This window comes from Blastococcus carthaginiensis, assembly GCF_030731085.1.
GTDB lineage: Bacteria > Actinomycetota > Actinomycetes > Mycobacteriales > Geodermatophilaceae > Blastococcus > Blastococcus carthaginiensis.
This window is the reverse complement of the sequence record NZ_JASNFN010000024.1, coordinates 102,526-118,689: the sequence shown is the minus strand read 5'-3', so window position 1 is coordinate 118,689 and position 16,164 is coordinate 102,526. Positions and strand designations below refer to the sequence as shown.

19 protein-coding genes are annotated in these 16,164 nt (G+C 75.8%); 8 read left to right on the top strand and 11 right to left on the bottom strand.

Annotated elements, in window-relative coordinates; translation table 11 throughout:
- Positions 1–167: 167 nt before the first annotated feature.
- Positions 168–797: a hypothetical protein gene (locus tag QOZ88_RS17810; protein ID WP_306001056.1), complete on the bottom strand. Its 630-nt coding sequence runs from the start codon at positions 795–797 to the stop codon at positions 168–170.
- 19 nt (positions 798–816) lie between these two features.
- Here QOZ88_RS17810 and QOZ88_RS17805 point away from each other — a divergent pair, with 19 nt between their 5' ends.
- Together QOZ88_RS17805 and QOZ88_RS17800 are read left to right on the top strand one after the other, a co-directional pair.
- A complete protein-coding gene (locus tag QOZ88_RS17805; protein ID WP_306001055.1) occupies positions 817–1,050 on the top strand; it encodes a hypothetical protein in 234 nt (77 codons plus the stop codon).
- A 94-nt stretch (positions 1,051–1,144) separates the two neighbouring features.
- Positions 1,145–1,693 carry a hypothetical protein gene (locus QOZ88_RS17800; RefSeq protein WP_306001054.1) on the top strand — a complete coding sequence of 183 codons (549 nt, stop codon included), beginning with the start codon at positions 1,145–1,147 and terminating at the stop codon, positions 1,691–1,693.
- Positions 1,694–1,746: 53 nt separating this feature from the next.
- On the opposite strand, the gene QOZ88_RS17795 is transcribed toward QOZ88_RS17800, so the two are convergent.
- Genes QOZ88_RS17795 through QOZ88_RS17780 form a run of 4 tightly spaced genes read right to left on the bottom strand, consistent with a single transcriptional unit; the run spans position 1,747 to position 5,276 of the window.
- Entirely contained in the window at positions 1,747–2,163 is a 417-nt protein-coding gene (locus QOZ88_RS17795; RefSeq protein WP_306001053.1) for a universal stress protein, read from the bottom strand.
- Positions 2,160–3,701 carry a tripartite tricarboxylate transporter permease gene (locus QOZ88_RS17790; RefSeq protein WP_306001052.1) on the bottom strand — a complete coding sequence of 514 codons (1,542 nt, stop codon included), beginning with the start codon at positions 3,699–3,701 and terminating at the stop codon, positions 2,160–2,162. Before QOZ88_RS17790 ends, QOZ88_RS17795 begins: the two co-directional genes overlap by 4 nt.
- The gene (locus tag QOZ88_RS17785) at positions 3,694–4,251 is read right to left on the bottom strand and encodes a tripartite tricarboxylate transporter TctB family protein (RefSeq protein ID WP_306001051.1); all 558 of its coding nucleotides are present in this window, start codon (positions 4,249–4,251) and stop codon (positions 3,694–3,696) included. Before QOZ88_RS17785 ends, QOZ88_RS17790 begins: the two co-directional genes overlap by 8 nt.
- The gene (locus tag QOZ88_RS17780; RefSeq protein ID WP_306001050.1) at positions 4,248–5,276 is read right to left on the bottom strand and encodes a Bug family tripartite tricarboxylate transporter substrate binding protein; all 1,029 of its coding nucleotides are present in this window, start codon (positions 5,274–5,276) and stop codon (positions 4,248–4,250) included. Before QOZ88_RS17780 ends, QOZ88_RS17785 begins: the two co-directional genes overlap by 4 nt.
- A gap of 150 nt (positions 5,277–5,426) precedes the next feature.
- On the opposite strand from QOZ88_RS17780, the gene QOZ88_RS17775 reads away from it, so the two are divergent.
- The gene (locus QOZ88_RS17775; protein WP_306001049.1) at positions 5,427–7,022 is read left to right on the top strand and encodes a sensor histidine kinase; all 1,596 of its coding nucleotides are present in this window, start codon (positions 5,427–5,429) and stop codon (positions 7,020–7,022) included.
- Positions 7,019–7,732: a response regulator gene (locus QOZ88_RS17770; RefSeq protein WP_306001048.1), complete on the top strand. Its 714-nt coding sequence runs from the start codon at positions 7,019–7,021 to the stop codon at positions 7,730–7,732. The genes QOZ88_RS17775 and QOZ88_RS17770 overlap by 4 nt, the downstream gene beginning before the upstream one ends.
- 6 nt (positions 7,733–7,738) lie before the next feature.
- Here the strand turns inward: QOZ88_RS17770 and eutC are convergent, their stop codons facing one another.
- From eutC to QOZ88_RS17745, 5 genes are all read right to left on the bottom strand, one after another.
- Positions 7,739–8,479 carry an ethanolamine ammonia-lyase subunit EutC gene (gene eutC, locus QOZ88_RS17765; RefSeq protein WP_306001047.1) on the bottom strand — a complete coding sequence of 247 codons (741 nt, stop codon included), beginning with the start codon at positions 8,477–8,479 and terminating at the stop codon, positions 7,739–7,741.
- Positions 8,476–9,891 carry an ethanolamine ammonia-lyase subunit EutB gene (locus QOZ88_RS17760; RefSeq protein ID WP_306001046.1) on the bottom strand — a complete coding sequence of 472 codons (1,416 nt, stop codon included), beginning with the start codon at positions 9,889–9,891 and terminating at the stop codon, positions 8,476–8,478. The genes eutC and QOZ88_RS17760 overlap by 4 nt, the downstream gene beginning before the upstream one ends.
- Positions 9,888–11,351, bottom strand: a complete 1,464-nt coding sequence (gene eat / locus QOZ88_RS17755; protein ID WP_306001045.1) for an ethanolamine permease — start codon at positions 11,349–11,351, stop codon at positions 9,888–9,890. Before eat ends, QOZ88_RS17760 begins: the two co-directional genes overlap by 4 nt.
- A 111-nt stretch (positions 11,352–11,462) precedes the next feature.
- A complete protein-coding gene (locus QOZ88_RS17750; RefSeq protein WP_306001044.1) occupies positions 11,463–12,362 on the bottom strand; it encodes an SDR family NAD(P)-dependent oxidoreductase in 900 nt (299 codons plus the stop codon).
- A 79-nt stretch (positions 12,363–12,441) separates the two neighbouring features.
- Positions 12,442–12,843, bottom strand: a complete 402-nt coding sequence (locus QOZ88_RS17745) for a hypothetical protein (protein ID WP_306001043.1) — start codon at positions 12,841–12,843, stop codon at positions 12,442–12,444.
- Between the two features lie 77 nt (positions 12,844–12,920).
- On the opposite strand from QOZ88_RS17745, the gene QOZ88_RS17740 reads away from it, so the two are divergent.
- Both QOZ88_RS17740 and QOZ88_RS17735 read left to right on the top strand, forming a co-directional pair.
- Positions 12,921–13,190, top strand: a complete 270-nt coding sequence (locus QOZ88_RS17740) for a DUF2277 domain-containing protein (protein ID WP_306001042.1) — start codon at positions 12,921–12,923, stop codon at positions 13,188–13,190.
- Positions 13,191–13,326: 136 nt separating this feature from the next.
- Positions 13,327–13,848, top strand: a complete 522-nt coding sequence (locus QOZ88_RS17735) for a PGPGW domain-containing protein (protein WP_306001041.1) — start codon at positions 13,327–13,329, stop codon at positions 13,846–13,848.
- Between the two features lie 13 nt (positions 13,849–13,861).
- On the opposite strand, the gene QOZ88_RS17730 is transcribed toward QOZ88_RS17735, so the two are convergent.
- Positions 13,862–14,101 carry a hypothetical protein gene (locus tag QOZ88_RS17730; protein ID WP_306001040.1) on the bottom strand — a complete coding sequence of 80 codons (240 nt, stop codon included), beginning with the start codon at positions 14,099–14,101 and terminating at the stop codon, positions 13,862–13,864.
- 75 nt (positions 14,102–14,176) lie between these two features.
- Here QOZ88_RS17730 and QOZ88_RS17725 point away from each other — a divergent pair, with 75 nt between their 5' ends.
- Complete coding sequence (locus tag QOZ88_RS17725; protein ID WP_306001039.1) at positions 14,177–14,635, top strand: GNAT family N-acetyltransferase; 459 nt, start codon at positions 14,177–14,179, stop codon at positions 14,633–14,635.
- A 66-nt stretch (positions 14,636–14,701) separates the two neighbouring features.
- Entirely contained in the window at positions 14,702–16,156 is a 1,455-nt protein-coding gene (locus QOZ88_RS17720) for a glycosyltransferase family 39 protein (protein ID WP_306001038.1), read from the top strand.
- The last annotated feature ends 8 nt before the right edge of the window (positions 16,157–16,164 follow it).

Here is a 16,164-nt window from a genome sequence, read left to right as displayed (position 1 = left end):
CGCGCTCTGCCCACCCCGGCGGGGCAGAGAGCGACTGTCCCCGGCACCCCACCTGCCCGGCGGTCGCCCGGCTTCTTGCCGACGATCATGCGGCGGGCCGGGCGGTGCGGCGGGGCGGGGCGGGCAGGCCGGCGGGCCGGGCGGTGCGGGCGGGCGGGCAGGGCCGGTCAGGCCGCCGGGACGTCCACCGGGATCTCCGGGCCGAGGCGGGCGCCCTGCAGGAGCGACAGGTCGTCGCCGGACCAGAAGCTCCCGGGGTCGTAGGCGTTGAGCGGGCGGTCGCCGGGCAGCAGGCCCATGGCCGTGTAGGTGGCCGCGACCAGCTCGGCGCAGAAGACGGTCTCCGCCGACGTGTGCCGCCGCAGCCGGCCGTTCACCCAGCCCCGCACGAGCCCGCGGGTGGTCGGGAACGGCCGCCCGTCGAGGCGGGCGATCGTGCGCAGCACGGCGCCCTCCATGGCCGGGGTCACCCCGCCGTCCTCCGCCGGGCCGACCAGCTGCCGCAGCCACGCCCGCTGCCCGTACCGCCCGCGCCAGGTGAGGACGGCGTCGCGCAGGTCGTGCAGCTGGACCCCGCGCTGGTGGGTGCCGCTCCACGCGTCGGGCAGCGACCTCCCCAGCTCGGCGTGCCAGAGCAGCGGGGGCAGGTCCTCCAGCACGACCGCCATGCCGACGTGGTTCACCGGCGCGTTGGTCAGCGCGCGGATGGCGCGGTCGGCCAGCGAGGGGCCGCGGAAGACCCAGACGTCGCCGGTGCGCGTGAGGTCGACCGCGCCGTCCAGGGAGAGATCGGGCACGGGCCGCTACGTTACGGACGTGCGCCTCTGGAAGCTGCTCGGACTGGCCGGCCTCGCGGGAGTGACCGCCGGCGGCGTCGTGCTCGCCCGCAACGAGCGGCAGCGCCGCGCCTACACCCCCGACGACGTGCGGGCCCGGCTGCACGAGCGGGCCGCGGCGGCCCCGGAACCGGAGGTAGCGGCCCCGGCGACCGCCGCCGAGCTCACCGGGGGCCGGAAGCACCGGCTGGCCCGGCTCCTGCGCCGCCCCTGAGCATCGGCGCGCAGACCCCGGTGGCGCACGACCGGCATGCCGCCGGGTGCCCGGGGTAGGGACGGCTGACCATCCCCCTCCCCGAGGAGCCGACATGGCCCGCAACACCCTGTCCCGCTCGCTGCACGACCTCGGCCTGTCCGCCTGGTTCGGCGGAACCCTGGCCAACGCCGTCGCCCTGAACGCCGCCGCGGGCGAGGCCGGGACGGATTCGGCCACCGGGCGCGTCGCCAACGCCGGCTGGGACCGCTGGACCCCGGTCAACGCCGCCGCCATCGGCGCCCACCTGATCGGCAGCGTCGGCCAGCTGCGGGCCAACAAGCAGCGGGTGGCCGCCCAGCAGGGCGTCGGCGGCATGTCCACCCTCAAGACCCTCGTCACCGCGGCCGCGCTCGGCGCCACCGCCTACAGCCGGGTGCTGGGGCAGCGGGTATCGGACGCCGGCTCGGTGCCCTCGAAGTCCGGCACCCGGCCCAGCAAGCTCACCAAGGCCGCCCGGGCCGACCTCGCCGCCGCCCAGCAGCAGCTGGACACGCTGCAGTGGGTCATCCCCGCCCTCACCGGCACGCTGGTCGCGATCAGCTCCTACGCCGGCGAGCAGCAGCGCCCGAGCGAGGTGGCCGCGGGCGTCCGCGCCCGCTGAGCGGGCGTCCCCGGCCGGCGGGCGGCGCCGGCCGGGGACCGCGGCACCCCAGGTCAGCGACCGGCCCCGCTCCCGCCCGGCCCGGCCTTGACGGCCAGCACCTGGCACCCGGCGTCGAGCAGGATCCGCTGGGCGTCGCTGCCGAAGATCAGCTTGCCCGTCGGCGTCCGCCGCCGGAGCCCGATCACGATGAGCGACGCGTCCAGCCGATCGGCCAGGGCGACGATCTCCTCCGCCCCGTCCCGGCCGCCCACGCGCTGCTCGAGCTCGAAGGGGACGCCGGACTCCTCGAGCACCCGCCGGACCTCGGCCAGGTCGCCGGCGTCGGCGTAGGACGGGTCCACGAGGGAGTCCCCCCGGGACGTGTTCAGCACGTGCAGCGGCTGGTTCCGGAGGTCGGCCTCCTCGACCGCCGCCTGCAGCGCGGCGCGCCCCTCGGGCTTGGGCACGTACCCCACGACGATGGTCACGAGCGGTTCCCCTCTGCCGGCACGGTCTCGGGCCGGTCGTGGACGAGCTCCTCCTCCACCCGGGACTGCCGGCGCTTGAGGTACACGCCGACGGCCAGGAAGACGAGCAGCAGGAGGTAGACGACCGCCGCGAACGGGCTGGTCACGAGTGCGCTGGGATCGCCCTGGCTGATCGCCAGGGTGCGCCGCAGCTGCTCCTCGGCGATGGGCCCGAGGATGAGCCCCACGACGGCCGGCGCCACGGGGAAGCCGAACTGCCGCATGCCCCAGCCGAGCACGCCCACGAGGAACAGCAGGATCATGTCGGCGGTCGAGGCACCGACCGCGTAGCTGCCCAGCGCGGCGAAGGTGAGGATGCCGGCGTACAGGTACGGGCGCGGAAGCTGCAGCAGCTTCACCCAGACCCCCACCAGCGGCAGGTTCAGCACCAGCAGCAGCAGGTTGCCGATGTAGAGGCTGGCGATCAGCGTCCACACCAGCGGCGCCTCCTGCTCGAAGAGCAGCGGACCGGGCTGGATGCCGTAGCTCTGGAACGCGACGATGATGATCGCGGCCGTCGCCGAGGTCGGCAGGCCGAGGGTCAGCAGCGGCACCAGCACCCCGGCCGCCGCGGCGTTGTTCGCCGACTCCGGCCCGGCCACGCCCTCGATGGCGCCCTTGCCGAACTCGTCCTTGCGCTTGGAGAGCTTCCGTTCCATGGAGTAGGAGAGGAACGTCGAGACGTCGGCCCCGCCGGCGGGGATCGTGCCGATGGGGAACCCGACCGCGGCGCCGCGCAGCCACGGCTTCCACGAGCGGCGGAAGTCCTCGCGGGTCATCCAGCTGCCGCCCACCGGCACCAGCGGCAGCGGCCCCTTGCGCATCCGCGAGGCGACGTACAGGGCCTCGCCGACGGCGAAGATGCCGACCGCCACCACGACGACGTCGATGCCGTCGGCCAGGGCGGGCAGGCCGAAGGTGAAGCGCTGCTGGCCGGTGAGCGAGTCGGTGCCCACCATCGCCAGCAGCAGCCCGACCGCGAGCGCCGCGATGCCGCGCGCCGGCGAGGCGCCGAACATCGCCGCCACGGTGAGGAAGGCCAGCACCGTGAGCGCCACGAAGTCCTGCGGGCCCAGCTGGACGGCCAGGTCGGCCACCACCGGGGCCAGGAAGGTGAGCGCGACCGTCGCGACGGTACCGGCGACGAACGAGCCGATCGCCGCCGTGGCCAGCGCCGCCGCCCCGCGCCCGGCCCGGGCCATGGCGTTGCCCTCCAGCGCGGTGACGATCGACGCCGCCTCGCCGGGGGTGTTGAGCAGGATCGAGGTCGTCGACCCGCCGTACATGCCGCCGTAGTAGATGCCGGCGAACATGATGAAGGCGGCGGCGGGCTCCAGGCTGTAGGTCAGCGGCAGGAGCAGGGCCACGGTCATGGCCGGGCCGATGCCCGGCAGCACGCCGACGGCCGTGCCCAGTGTGACGCCGAGCAGCGCGTACAGGAGGTAGAGCGGCTGGAGGGCGGTCGCGAAACCGTCCATCAGCAGGCCGATGTCACCCAAAGAAGGGCACCCCCTCCAGCGGTCCGGCGGGCAGGAACAGCCCGAGGACCTGCACGAACAGGACGTGAATGCCGATGTTCAGGACGGCACCGATGACGGCGGCGCGCACGACGCGGGCCCCGAGGGCCCAGGCCGTGCCCGCGAACAGCAGGGTGGCCGCGATCGGCCAGCCCAGCGGCTCGATGAGCAGCACCAGCGCCGCGAACGAGGCGACCAGCTTGGCGACGGTTCCCCAGTCGGTGCGGGCGCCGGCGTCGACGTCCTCCCCCTCCTCGGCCGAGCCGTGCTGCCCGCGCAGCAGGCTCACCGCCAGGGCCACGGACGCGCCGACCAGCAGCACGCCGACCGCGTACGGGAAGGCCCGGGGACCGAGCACGTTCGCCGAGCCGGGGACGGTGATGCTGGTCGTCTCCACGAGGGTGAACACCCCCACGGCGAACAACCCGACGGCGATGGCGGCCTCGCCCCAGGACCAGGTCCGGGTGCGGCCACCCCGCTCCGGCGCCGCCACCCGCTCGGGGGCGGCGCCGGAACCGGAGGCGGTGCTCACTGGACCAGCCCGATGTCCTCCAGCACGCCGCGGACGCGCTGGCGCTCCTCGGCCAGGAAGGCCTCGAACTCGTCGCCGGCGAGGTAGGCGTCGGACCAGCCGCGCTCCTCGACCTCGGCCTGCCACGCCTCGGACTCCTGCATCTGCGCGACCAGGGCGAGCAGCCGCTCGCGCGCCTCGTCGGAGATGCCGGGCGGGCCGACGACGCCACGCCAGTTGGTCAGCTCCACGTCGTAGCCGGCCTCGGTGAGGGTGGGTGCGTCGATGCCCTCGACTGGCTCCGCGCCGGTCACCGCGAGGGCCCGCAGCTCGCCCGCCTCGATCTGCTGGGCGTACTCGCCGACGCCGGAGATGCCGGCGTCGACCTGACCGCCGAGCAGCGCGGCCAGCGACTCGCCGCCGCCGGAGAACGCGACGTAGTTGAGGTCCTCGACCGGCAGGTCCGCCGCCTGGAACAGCAGCCCGGCCGCGATGTGGTCGGTGCCACCGGCCGAGCCGCCGGCGATCGAGACGCCGCGGCCCTCGGTGCGGACGGCCTCGACCAGGTCGTCGACGCTCTGGAAGGGCGAGTCCGCCGGGACGACGATGATCTCGTCCTCGGTGGTCAGCCGGGCCAGCGGCGTGACGTCGTCGAGGGTGGCCTGCGACTGGTTGGTCTCGACGGCGCCGACCATGACCAGACCCATCACCATGAGGAAGTCCTCGCTGCGCTCGTTGGCGAGCTCCGCGAGACCGACGGTGCCGCCGGCGCCGCCCACGTTGGTCACGCGGGTGCTGCCGACGAGCCCCTCGCTCTCCAGCGCCGCGGCCATGGCCCGGGCCGTCTGGTCCCAGCCACCGCCGGGGTCGGCCGGCGCCATCACCGCGAGCCGGTTGATCTGGTCGGCACCCCCGCCGCCACCGCTGCTGCCGCCGTCGCTGCTGCAGCCGGTCAGGCCGACGGAGACCGCGGCGGCCACCGCGACGGATGCCGAGCGCAGGCGCCGGCGCGCCGGGCGGTGGACCGCTCGATGGGGAACTGTCATGGGGAGACCTCCTCGTCCCGGAGCCGGGTGGCTCGTGGTGCGCCGGACGCTAGGAGCGCCGGGACGGCGGGAGAATCCTGCGGTCGTAGCGGTCGTATTGGTCGTTGTGGTCGCAGTCACATCGGGGGGCCGGGCGGGAACAATGGCCCCGTGCGACGGACCATGACGCTGGGCGCCCAGCTCCTGCTGCTGCAGGTGGGCATCGTGCTGGTGACGCTGCTGCTCGCCGGCGCCGTCGCCGTCCACTACCAGCAGGAGCAGATCCGGGACGCCTACCGCCAGCAGGTGCTGACGGTCGCCAACAGCACCGCCCGGCTGCCGAGCGTGGTGGACGCCTACGGCACCGCCGACCCCAGCGAGACGCTGCAGCCCCTGGCGGAGCTCATCCGCGAGGCCTCGCTGGTCACCTTCGTCGTCATCACCGACGCGAGCGGCATCCGGTTCTCCCACCCCGACCCCGACCGGATCGGCGAGCGGGTGTCCACCGACCCCGCCACCACCCTGGCCGGCGAGGTCTTCGTCGGCACCGAGACCGGCACCCTCGGCGAGTCCCTGCGGGCCAAGGTGCCGGTGCGCGACGCCGACGGCGAGGTCATCGGCGCGGTCTCCGTCGGCATCCTGGAGCGCGAGCTGGCCGCGGAGTTCGACCGCGAGGCACCGGTCCTCGTGGCCTGGCTCGGCGGCGCGGCGCTGGTCGGCGCGCTGGGCTCGGTGCTCGTGGTCCGGCTCCTGCGCCGCCGCATCTTCGGGCTGGAACCGGAGGAGATCGCCCGGCTGCTGGAGACCCGCGAGGCGATGCTGCACGGCATCCGCGAGGGGCTGGTCGCCGTCGACCAGAAGGGGCGGGTGGTCCTGGTCAACGACGAGGCGTCGCGACTGCTGGACCTGCCGCCCGACGCCGTCGGCCATCCGGCCGCCGAGGTGCTCGACACCGCCATGCTCCCGCTCGTGCTCGGCGACCGGCCGGTCACCGACGAGCTGGTGCTCTCCGGGGAGCGCCTGCTCGTCGCCAGCCGCACCCCCGCCGTCGTCGGCGGCCGCCGGATCGCCGACGTCCTCACCCTGCGCGACCGCACCGAGCTGTTCGGCGCGATGCGCGAGCTCGACGGCCAGCGGAACCTCACCAACACGCTCCGGGCGCAGGCGCACGAGTTCAGCAACCAGCTGCACGTCGTCCAAGGGCTGATCGAGCTCGACCGGCGGGACGAGGCGGTCGCCTTCATCGAGCGGATCGGCGGCGGCCGCCTGCTCGGCGGCGCCCCGCTGAGCACCGTCATCGATCCCGGCGTGACGGCGCTCCTCCTGGCCAAGGCCGCGGTCGCCCGGGAGCAGGGCGTCCGGCTCGTGCTGGGGGCGGACAGCCGGCTGCCCGCCGGGCTCGGCGACGACGTCGTGACCGTGGTCGGCAACCTGGTCGACAACGCGGTGGACGCCACCGGGCAGGGCGGCGAGGTGCAGGTGCTCGTGCGCCAGGAGGACGACGGGGCGGTGCTGGTTCAGGTCGACGACGACGGGCCGGGGGTCGCCCCCGCCGACCGGGCCCGGGTCTTCGACGTGGGCGTGACCACGAAGGGGCGGCCCGACGGCGACCACGGGCGCGGCATCGGGCTGGCCCTCGTCGCCCGCATCGCGGCACGCCGGGGCGGGACGGCGGCGGTCACGGACTCCCCCACCGGCGGCGCCCGGGTCACCGTGCGGCTGCCCGGATCGCGGCAGCCCTCCCCCGGCGCGCTGGTCGCCCCGTGACCGGCGTGGTGCGGGTGCTCGTGGTCGACGACGACTTCGCCGTCGCCTCGGTGCACCGCGGCTACGTGGAGTCCCTCCCCGGCTTCGCGGTGGTGGGCGAGGTGCACCGCGGCGTGCAGGCGGTGGAGGCGGTGCAGGCGCTCCGGCCGGACCTGGTGCTGCTCGACGTCTACCTCCCCGACATCTCCGGCCTGGAGGTGCTCCGCCGGATCCGCGCCGCAGCCGGCCCGCAGCCCGACGTCCTGGCGATCACCGCGGCGCGTGAGGTGGACACGGTGCGCCAGGCCATGACCGGCGGCGTCGTGGACTACCTGGTGAAGCCCTTCTCGCTGGCGACCTTCCGGGAGCGGCTGGAGGTCTACCGCGCCCACCGCGCCGAGGTGCTGCGGCGAAGCGGCGACACCGCGGGTGGCCTGGAGCAGAGCGACGTCGACCGGCTGCTGGCCGGCCGGCGCCGCGGCGGTGGCGCGGGGTCGGTGACCGACCTGCCGAAGGGCCTCTCGCCGCGGACCCTCGAGGCGGTGGCGCGCACCCTGCGCAGCGACCCGGCCGTCGACCTCTCCGCCGGTGAGGTGGCGGAGCGGTGCGGCCTGGCCCGGGTGAGCGCGCGCCGCTACCTGGAGCACCTGGAGCGCACCGGCCGGGCGGCGGTGCTGCCGCGGTACGGCGGCACGGGCCAGCCGGAGAACGGCTACCGCTGGGTCGGCTGACCCGCGTCAGGCACCCAGGGCCGGCCCCTCGTCCTTGAGCGCGACACCCGAGGCGCCCAGCTCCCGGGCGGAGGCCAGCAGCCGCACCACCACGTCGGCCGCCTCCGCGTAGCCCAGCCCGTGCGGCGGCCGGACGTTCGAGACGCAGTTGCGCTCGCTGTCGGCCCGGCCCGGCCGCGGGTCCCAGGTGAGGTAGACGCCGAGGGAGTCCGCCGAGGAGAGCCCCGGCCGCTCGCCGATCAGCACCAGCACCACGCGGGCCCCCAGCGCCGCGCCGATCTCGTCACCGAGCGCCACCCGCGCCTGCGTCGCCAGCACCACCGGGCCCACCGTCCAGCCGGCCAGCCGGTCCAGCAGCGCCGAGACCAGGGCCGCCCCGTGCTCGTGCACCGCCCGCGGCGAGAGCCCGTCGGCGAGCACGATCGCGACGTCGGACCCGTCCCGCGGGAGCGTGCAGCCCGGCGCCAGCCGCCGGCCGAGATCGGGCCGCTGCAGGTACCCGGCGCGGTCAGCGGCGGCGGAGCGGACCTCGACCACCGGCACCCCGTCGAGCCCCGCCCGCACGACCGCCGGGTCGAGCGGCGTGTGCACCGCGTCGCGGGCGACCGCGTGCGCCAGCCGGAACTCCAGCTCCCGCGCGGTCGGCAACCCGTCGCCGGCCCGCCCCAGCGCCACCCGGGCCCGGGTCGCGCCGCGCAGGACCGCCCACGGGTCTGGGCCGGCCGGGTCGACCACCCCGCCGCTCACGCCTGCGCCGCCGCGAGCAGGGCCTTCGCCGCCGGGGCGTCCGCGGTCAGCGTGCGCACCCGTCCGTCGGCGTCCAGCAGGTCCATCCGCGCGAGCCACGCCTCGAACTCCGGGGCCGGGCGGAGGCCGAGCACCCGCCGGGCGGTGAGGACGTCGGAGAACGACAGCGACTGGTAGTGCAGCATCACGTCGTCGGACCCGGGGACGGCGATGACGAACGAGCAGCCGGCCGCCCCGAGCAGCAGGGTGAGGGTGTCGGTGTCGTCGGCGTCGACCTCGGCGTGGTTGGTGTAGCAGACGTCCACGCCCATGGGCAGGCCGAGCAGCTTGCCGCAGAAGTGGTCCTCCAGCCCGGCGCGGACCACCTGCTTGCCGTCGTAGAGGTACTCCGGCCCGATGAACCCGACGACGGTGTTCACCAGGAGCGGCTCGAAGTGCCGGGCCACCGCGTAGGCGCGGCACTCCAGGGTCTGCTGGTCCACCGGCACCCCGTCGATCCCGCGGTGCGCGTCGGCCGACAGCGCCGACCCCTGCCCGGTTTCGAAGTAGGTGACGTTGCGCCCGACGGTGCCGCGGCCGAGCTCCAGCGCGCCCGCCCGGGCCTCGGCCAGCAGGTCCAGCGTCACGCCGAAGCCGCGGTTGGCCGCCTGCGTGCCGGCCACGGACTGGAACACCAGGTCCACCGGCGCCCCCTGCTCCATGGCGCGCAGCGTGGTGGTGACGTGGGCGAGCACGCAGGACTGGGTGGGGATCTCGTAGCGGCGGAGAACGGCGTCGACCAGCTCGAGCAGGGCCACCGTCCGGGCCGGCGAGTCGGTGGCCGGATTGATGCCGATGACCGCGTCGCCCGACCCCTGCAGCAGCCCGTCGACGATCGACGCCGTCACCCCAACCGGGTCGTCGGTCGGGTGGTTGGGCTGCAGCCGGGAGGCCAGCCGCCCGGGCAGGCCCAGGGTGCTGCGCAGCCCGGTCACCACCCGCGCCCGCCGCCCCACCGCGACCAGGTCGGCGTTGCGCATCAGCTTCGAGGTGGCCGCGACCATCTCCGGGGTGAGGCCGCGGGCCAGCGCGCTGATCGAGGCCTCGTCCCCCTCGGCGGCCCAGGTGAGCAGCTCGTCGCGGAACTCCCCCACGGTCAGCCCGGCCACCGGGGCGAAGGCGACCGGGTCGTGGGTGCCGAGGACCAGCCGGGTGACGTCGTCCTCCTCGTAGCCGACGACCTGCTCCTCCAGGAAGGTGGCCAGGGGCAGGTCGGCCAGCACCGCCTGCGCGGCCACCCGCTGCGCCGCCGACTCGGCGGCGCACCCGGCCAGCACGTCACCGGAGCGGGCCGGGGTCGCCTTGGCGAGCAGGTCGGCCAGCGAGGGGAACTCGTAGGTGCGCCCGCCGAGGGTGGTGCGGCGCACGGTCATCGCACCTCCTCCTCGGCCGCGGCGAGCAGCTCGAACTCCTCCTCGGGGGCCGACGCCACGAGGTGGTGGCGGCTGTAGAGGGCGAAGTAGCCGAGGAAGACCGCGTAGGCGCCGAGCGTCCACAGCGCGGCGACCTCGTCGACCAGGAAGGTGGCGACGACGGCGGCCGCCGCCAGCACCAGCGCGACACCGGTGGTGACCGTGCCGCCCGGCGTCCGGTACGGGCGCGGCAGGTCGGGCTCCCGGCGGCGCAGCACGATGTGGCTGACCATCATCAGCACGTAGGAGACCGTGGCGCCGAAGACCGCCATGTTGAGCAGCATCGCGCCCTGGCCGGTGAGCGAGAGCACGAAGCCGATGGCACCGGGCACCAGCAGCGCCAGCACCGGGGCCTTGCGGCCGTTGGTCACCGAGAGCGCGCGGGGCAGGTACCCGGCGCGGGAGAGCGCGAAGGTCTGCCGCGAGTAGGCGTAGATGATCGAGAAGAAGCTGGCGACCAGCCCGAAGAGCCCGGCGTAGTTCACCACCGTGACCAGCGCCGAGGCGGAGCCCGCCACCTCCAGCGCCTCCACCGGCGGGTTGCCGCTGGCCGACATCGCCGCCGAGCCCCCGGCGCCCGCGGTGAAGACCAGCATGAGCAGGGCCAGCACGAGCAGCAGGCCCATGGCGGCGACGATGCCGCGCGGCATGGCCCGGGCGGGGTCGCGGGCCTCCTCCGAGGCCAGCGGCACGCACTCCACCGCGAGGAAGAACCAGATGGCGAACGGGAACGCCGCCCAGATGCCCATCAGGCCGAAGGGCAGGAAGTCCGAGGCGCCGGCGGCGCCGGTGGGCGCGATGTCCAGCAGGTTCGCCGAGTCGAAGGCCGGGATCGCCCCGGCCAGGTAGACCACGAGCCCGGCGACGGCGATGCCCGCGATGACGAGCATGACCTTGAGCGCCTCGCCCACGCCCATGAGGTGGATGCCGATGAAGAGCGCGTACACGGCGAGATAGATCCACCAGCCGTCGGTGATCCCGAACAGGCCGAGGGACTCCACGTAGGCGCCGATGAAGGTGGCGATCGCGGCCGGGGCGATGGCGTACTCGATGAGCACCGCGACGCCGGTGGCGTACCCGCCCCAGGGGCCGAGCGCCCGGCGGGCGAAGGTGTAGCCGCCGCCCGCGGTCGGCAGGGCCGAGCCCAGCTCCGCGAGGCCGAAGACCATCGCCGAATACATGACCGCCATGAGGACGACGGCGATCAGCAGCCCACCGAAGCCGCCCTCGGCGAGGCCGAAGTTCCAGCCCGCGTAGTCACCGGAGATGACCGCGGCGACGCCGAGCCCGGCCAGCAGCACCCAGCCCGCCGTCCCGGTGCGCAGCTGCCGCTTCTGGTGGTAGCCGACCTCCACCGCCTCGGCCTCGACGCCGTGCCGGGCGACCGGCCGGGTGTGACGTTCCTGTGGTTCCGCGGTCATGGCCCGGCCTCCGGATGAGCCCCCGCAGGTCGGGTGGGGTCAGCCTGGCCCTGCGCCCCCGTCGGGGCAATGCCCTGCGACGGGACGGAACACGCTGTTCACACGCCCGGCTCAGATGCTGCGCCAGCGCCCCTCGGTGGCGTTGCCCTCGGGCCGGGACCGGAACACGTTGCCCTCGGTGGGCGGCACGTCGTCCCCGGCGAGGGCGAAGGTGCGCAGCAGCGGCTCGACGAGCACGTCGTAGAGCCCGGGGAACAGCCGGAAGCCCGCGGTGACCACGTGGTTGAGCGCCCCGGCCTGCACCATCCGGCGCGGCCGGTCCAGCGTGGCGAGCACCCGGCGGGCCACCCGCGCCGCGGAGTAGACCGGCGGGGGCGGGCGCCCGGTGGAGCCGGCGTACGAGGCGCCCTGGTAGTAGATCGGGGTGTTCACGCCCCCCGGCTGCACCACCGAGACCGAGATCCCCGGCTCGTCGCGGGTCTCCTGCTGCAGCACCCGGGCCAGCGCCAGCTGCCCCCACTTGGCGACGGAGTAGCTGCCCAGCACCGGCGTGGTCACGGTGCCCAGCAGCGAGTTGACGATCACCAGGTGCCCGGCGCGCTGGCGGCGGAAGACCGGCAGGACGTGGCGGGCCAGGGTGGCGGTGCCGTGCAGCGAGGTGTCGACGACGCGCTCGTACACCTCCTTGGGCACGTCCTCGATCCGGCCGTAGGCCATCACCTGGGCGGAGTGCACGACGACGTCGAGCCGGCCGAACTCACGCACCGCGGCGGCGACGACCGCGGCGATCCCCTCCTCGTCGAGGACGTCGGCCGGGCACACCGTCACCGCGGCGGCACCGGCGGCGCGCAGCTCCTCGGCGGTCTCCTCCAGCGCGGAGCGGCCGCGAGCGACCAGCACCAGCCGTGCGCCGCGGCGGGCCAGCCGCACCGCCGTCGCCCGGCCGATGCCGCTGGACGCGCCGGTGATCAGCACGGTGAGCGGGAACCCGCTCGGATCGGGGATCGGCACGGGGAGCTCCTCGCTGGGGCGGCGATCGGTGCCCGGGAACACCGGTTGTCCGCAACCGGCTACCCGAGCGGCCCCGCGGTCATGCGGTGCGCCGGTCGAGCTCGGTGAGCAACCACCCCGGCCCGGTCGCGACGGCGCCGTCGGGCAACCGGGCGCGCAGCCCGCGGTCCGCCGTCACCACGAGCACGTCCTCGCCGCCGGCCGCGAGGTCGGCCGCCGCCGCGGCGAGGGCGTCGTCCCCGCTGCCGGGGGCGCGCACCACCGCCACCCCCTCGGGCGCGGGCACGTCCCGCGCGCGGCCCTCGACGACGGCGACCACCCCCGTGCACGTCAGCGCCTCCCCGTCCGGGCCGGCGAGCGGCCTGCCCGCCAGGCCGGCCAGCCGGTCCAGCAGGCGGGTGGCCGCGCCGGCCCGGTCCCGCCACCAGCCGTCGGGGCGCGACCCGACCACGTTCGCCACGTCCACCAGCAGCACCGCCACCGCGTCGTCCTCCTCCGTCTCCCGGACCGTGCTCCGCAGCCGTCCCGCGGGGCGGCCGCGCCCCTACGCTGCCCGGCATGTGCCGGAACATCCGCCCGCTGGCCAACTTCGCGCCCCCGGCGGCCGACGACGAGATCCACGCCGCGGCCCTGCAGTACGTGCGCAAGATCAGCGGTACGACCAAGCCCTCCCGCGCCAACGCCGAGGCGTTCGAGCAGGCCGTGGCCGAGGTGGCCGCCGCCTCCGCCCGGCTGCTCGACGCCCTGGTCACCACCGCCCCGCCCAAGGACCGGGAGACCGAGGCCGCCAAGGCCCGCGCCCGGTCCGCCGCCCGCTACGCCGGCTGACCCGCGAAGGGGCGGCGCGATCCGGTTGCGCACGACCGGCATGGGCGCACAGCGACCGGGTACTCCCTCCGGCGGCCCCGTCCACCGAGGAGTTCTCCTCGCCGTCCTCCAGGAGCACTCCGCCGTGGGAGCACCCGTGCCGTCCACCCCGCAGACCACCCGCCCCGCCGACCACCGCCCCGCCGACCACCGGTTCGCCGGCAACCGGGCGGCCGAGCAGTCCGCCGCCGGCGGCAGCGGGAGCACCCTCTGCGTGCACTGCAGCGACGGGCTCGGCGAGCCCCGCCCCGTGGAACCGGGCTCGTTCCGCGCGCGGGTGCACAGCAACCCCACCGTCGCGATCGCCTACCGCGTCGCGGTGTTCACCGCCGGGCTGCTGCTGGTGCTGATCGGCCTCGCCCTGACGGTCCTGCCCGGGCCGCTGACGATCCCGCCGGTGCTCGCCGGCCTGTGGGTGTGGTCCACCGAGTTCGCCTGGGCCCGCCGCTTCTTCACCACCTTCAAGCGCAAGGCGCGGGACGCGTGGCGGCACGCCCGCCAGCACCCGGTCAGCTCGACCGCGGTCACCGTGGGCGGGCTCGCGCTGGCGGGCGTCGTCTTCTGGGCGGTGGGCCACTACCAGCTGGTCGACCGGGTCGTCGCCGCGCTGGGCGGCTGACGGCCCGGGCCGTTCAGTTCTCCGACGCCGGCCCGACGTCGTGCGGGTCGGGCGTGCGGAACGCCGGGTCCTCCGGCGGATCGACGTCCTCGGTGCCGGGACCGGGGCGGTCGGTCTCCGGCGCGCGATCGGGCTCCTCCCCGCCGATGCCGAACCCGTCGGCGGTCGGCGGGGCGCCCGCTCCCGGGTCGGCCGCGGGGATGCTCTCGTCCTGGTCGCGGAGGTGTGGTTCGAACGGGCTCGACATCGACATGCGCGGTGCCTACCCCGGGAAGGCGCCGTCCTCCCCTCCGATCGCGCGCCGGGGGCCTCGGCTACAAACGTCGGCATGACCTCCGCCGGGACCGCCCCCGAACCGCTGCTGCGCCGCGCCCGGTTCGCCGACCTCACGCCCTTCGAGGTCTACGCCCTGTGCCGGCTGCGCGTCGACGTCTTCGTGGTCGAGCAGACCTGCCCCTACCCCGAGCTCGACGGGCGCGACGTCGAACCCACCACCGAGCACCTCTGGTTCGAGCAGGCCGGCCAGGTGCTGGCGACCGTCCGCGTGCTCCACGACGGCGCGACGCGGGCCATCGGCCGGGTGGCCACCGCCGAGGCGGCGCGTGGGCGCGGGCTGGCCGGACGGCTCATCGAGGCCGCCCTGGCCAGTTACGGCGACGGGCCGCTCACCCTGGGCGCCCAGGCCCACCTGGAGCAGTGGTACGAGCGGTTCGGCTTCCGCCGGAGCGGGCCGGGCTACGTCGAGGACGGCATCCCCCACGTGCCCATGCGGCGCGACCCCGCCTGATCGGCTCGGGCCGGCGTCCCCGGTGTCGCGCCCGGGCGCCCGCACAGGGTCGCCTAACCTGCAGGGGTGTCGACGGTGACGGAGGGGCCCCCGCAGGCCACCGCTCCCTCCGGCCGGGACCGGAGCGCAGCGGCGCCGCTGCGCTGGTCGCCGGTGGAGCTGCTGCCCGCGGTGCTCGTGGCCCTCCTCGGCGGCTGGCTGCTGCTGCCGGGCCACGGCTTGTGGTTCGACGAGCTGTTCACCGCCGAGGTGGCCCGCCTGCCGCTGGGCGACATCCTCACCGCGATCGCCACCGGCGAGGGCACCGCCAGCTACCTGGCCGGCGTGCCGCCGTCCTACAACGCCCCGTACTACCTGGTCACGTACCTGTGGACCTCGGTGCCGGGCCTCGGCGGGGACACCTCGCTGCGCCTCCTCTCCCTCCTGGCGACGGCCGGTGGCCTCACCCTCATCACCCGGGCGCTCACCCGCCTCGCCGGCCGGGGCACCGGGGTGCTGGCGGGGCTGGTGCTCGCCGCCAACCCGCTGGTGCTCGAGCAGTCGGTCGAGGCCCGCAGCTACGGGCTGGCCGTGCTCGCCACCGGGGCGACGGCGCTGGGGCTGGTGCGCTGGCTGCAGGAGCCGCCCCGCGGCCTGCTGCTGTTCGGCCTCGCGGGGGCGGGGATGGGGCTGGCGCACTGGTACGCGGTCACCGTGCTCGCGGCGTTCGTCGCCGCCGCGGTGCTGCTGCGGCGCCGGCGCGCCCTCCCGGTCGCGCTCACCGGGGCGCTGGCCGCGCTGCCGGCCGTGGGTTTCGTGGGGCTCGCCGTCCTGAACGGGACGGGGGCGCGCAACGCCGAGCACCTGCGCGACACCGATGGCCGGCTGGTCGCCCTCGCCGCCGAGGCCTGGGCCGGGGGGCGCACCCCGCTGCTCTACCTGGGGCTGGGCCTGGCCGTGGTCGGGGCGTTCCGCGCGGCCGGTGCCCGGGTGGTCGGCGCCTGCTGGGTGGTGGTTCCCCTGCTGCTGCTCGTGGCCACCGAGCTGGTCCGGCCGGTGTACCTGCCCCGCTACCTGCTGGCCGGGCTGCTGGGGCTGGGCGTGCTGGCGGCGGCCGGTGCGATGGCGCTGCCGCGGCCGGCGCGGGTCCCGGTGGGTGCGCTCCTGCTGGCCTGCTCCCTGCTGGCCTCCGCCCCGCTGGCCGACCGGGGCCCGCGCGAGCGGGCCGACGACCTGGTCGCGGTGCTGGCGCAAGCGCACGAGAGCGGCGAGCCGATCGTCGCCGCCGACCAGCGGTCGGCCACCGGCCTGGACCACTACGTCCGCACCCTGGCCCCGCAGCTGCGCCCGGACGTCGTGCTCCCCCCGGAGGACGCGCCGCCGGGCGAGGACCGGGTCTGGGTGGTGCGCCGGCTCCTCGACGGCGAGCCCGAGCCCACCGACGACGACGCGATCCTCCGCGCGGCGGGCCTGCGCATGGTCGACCAGTACGACTTCCCGGCGGGCAAGACCGACCTGGTCCTGCAGCTCTGGAGCCGCTGACCGGCCGT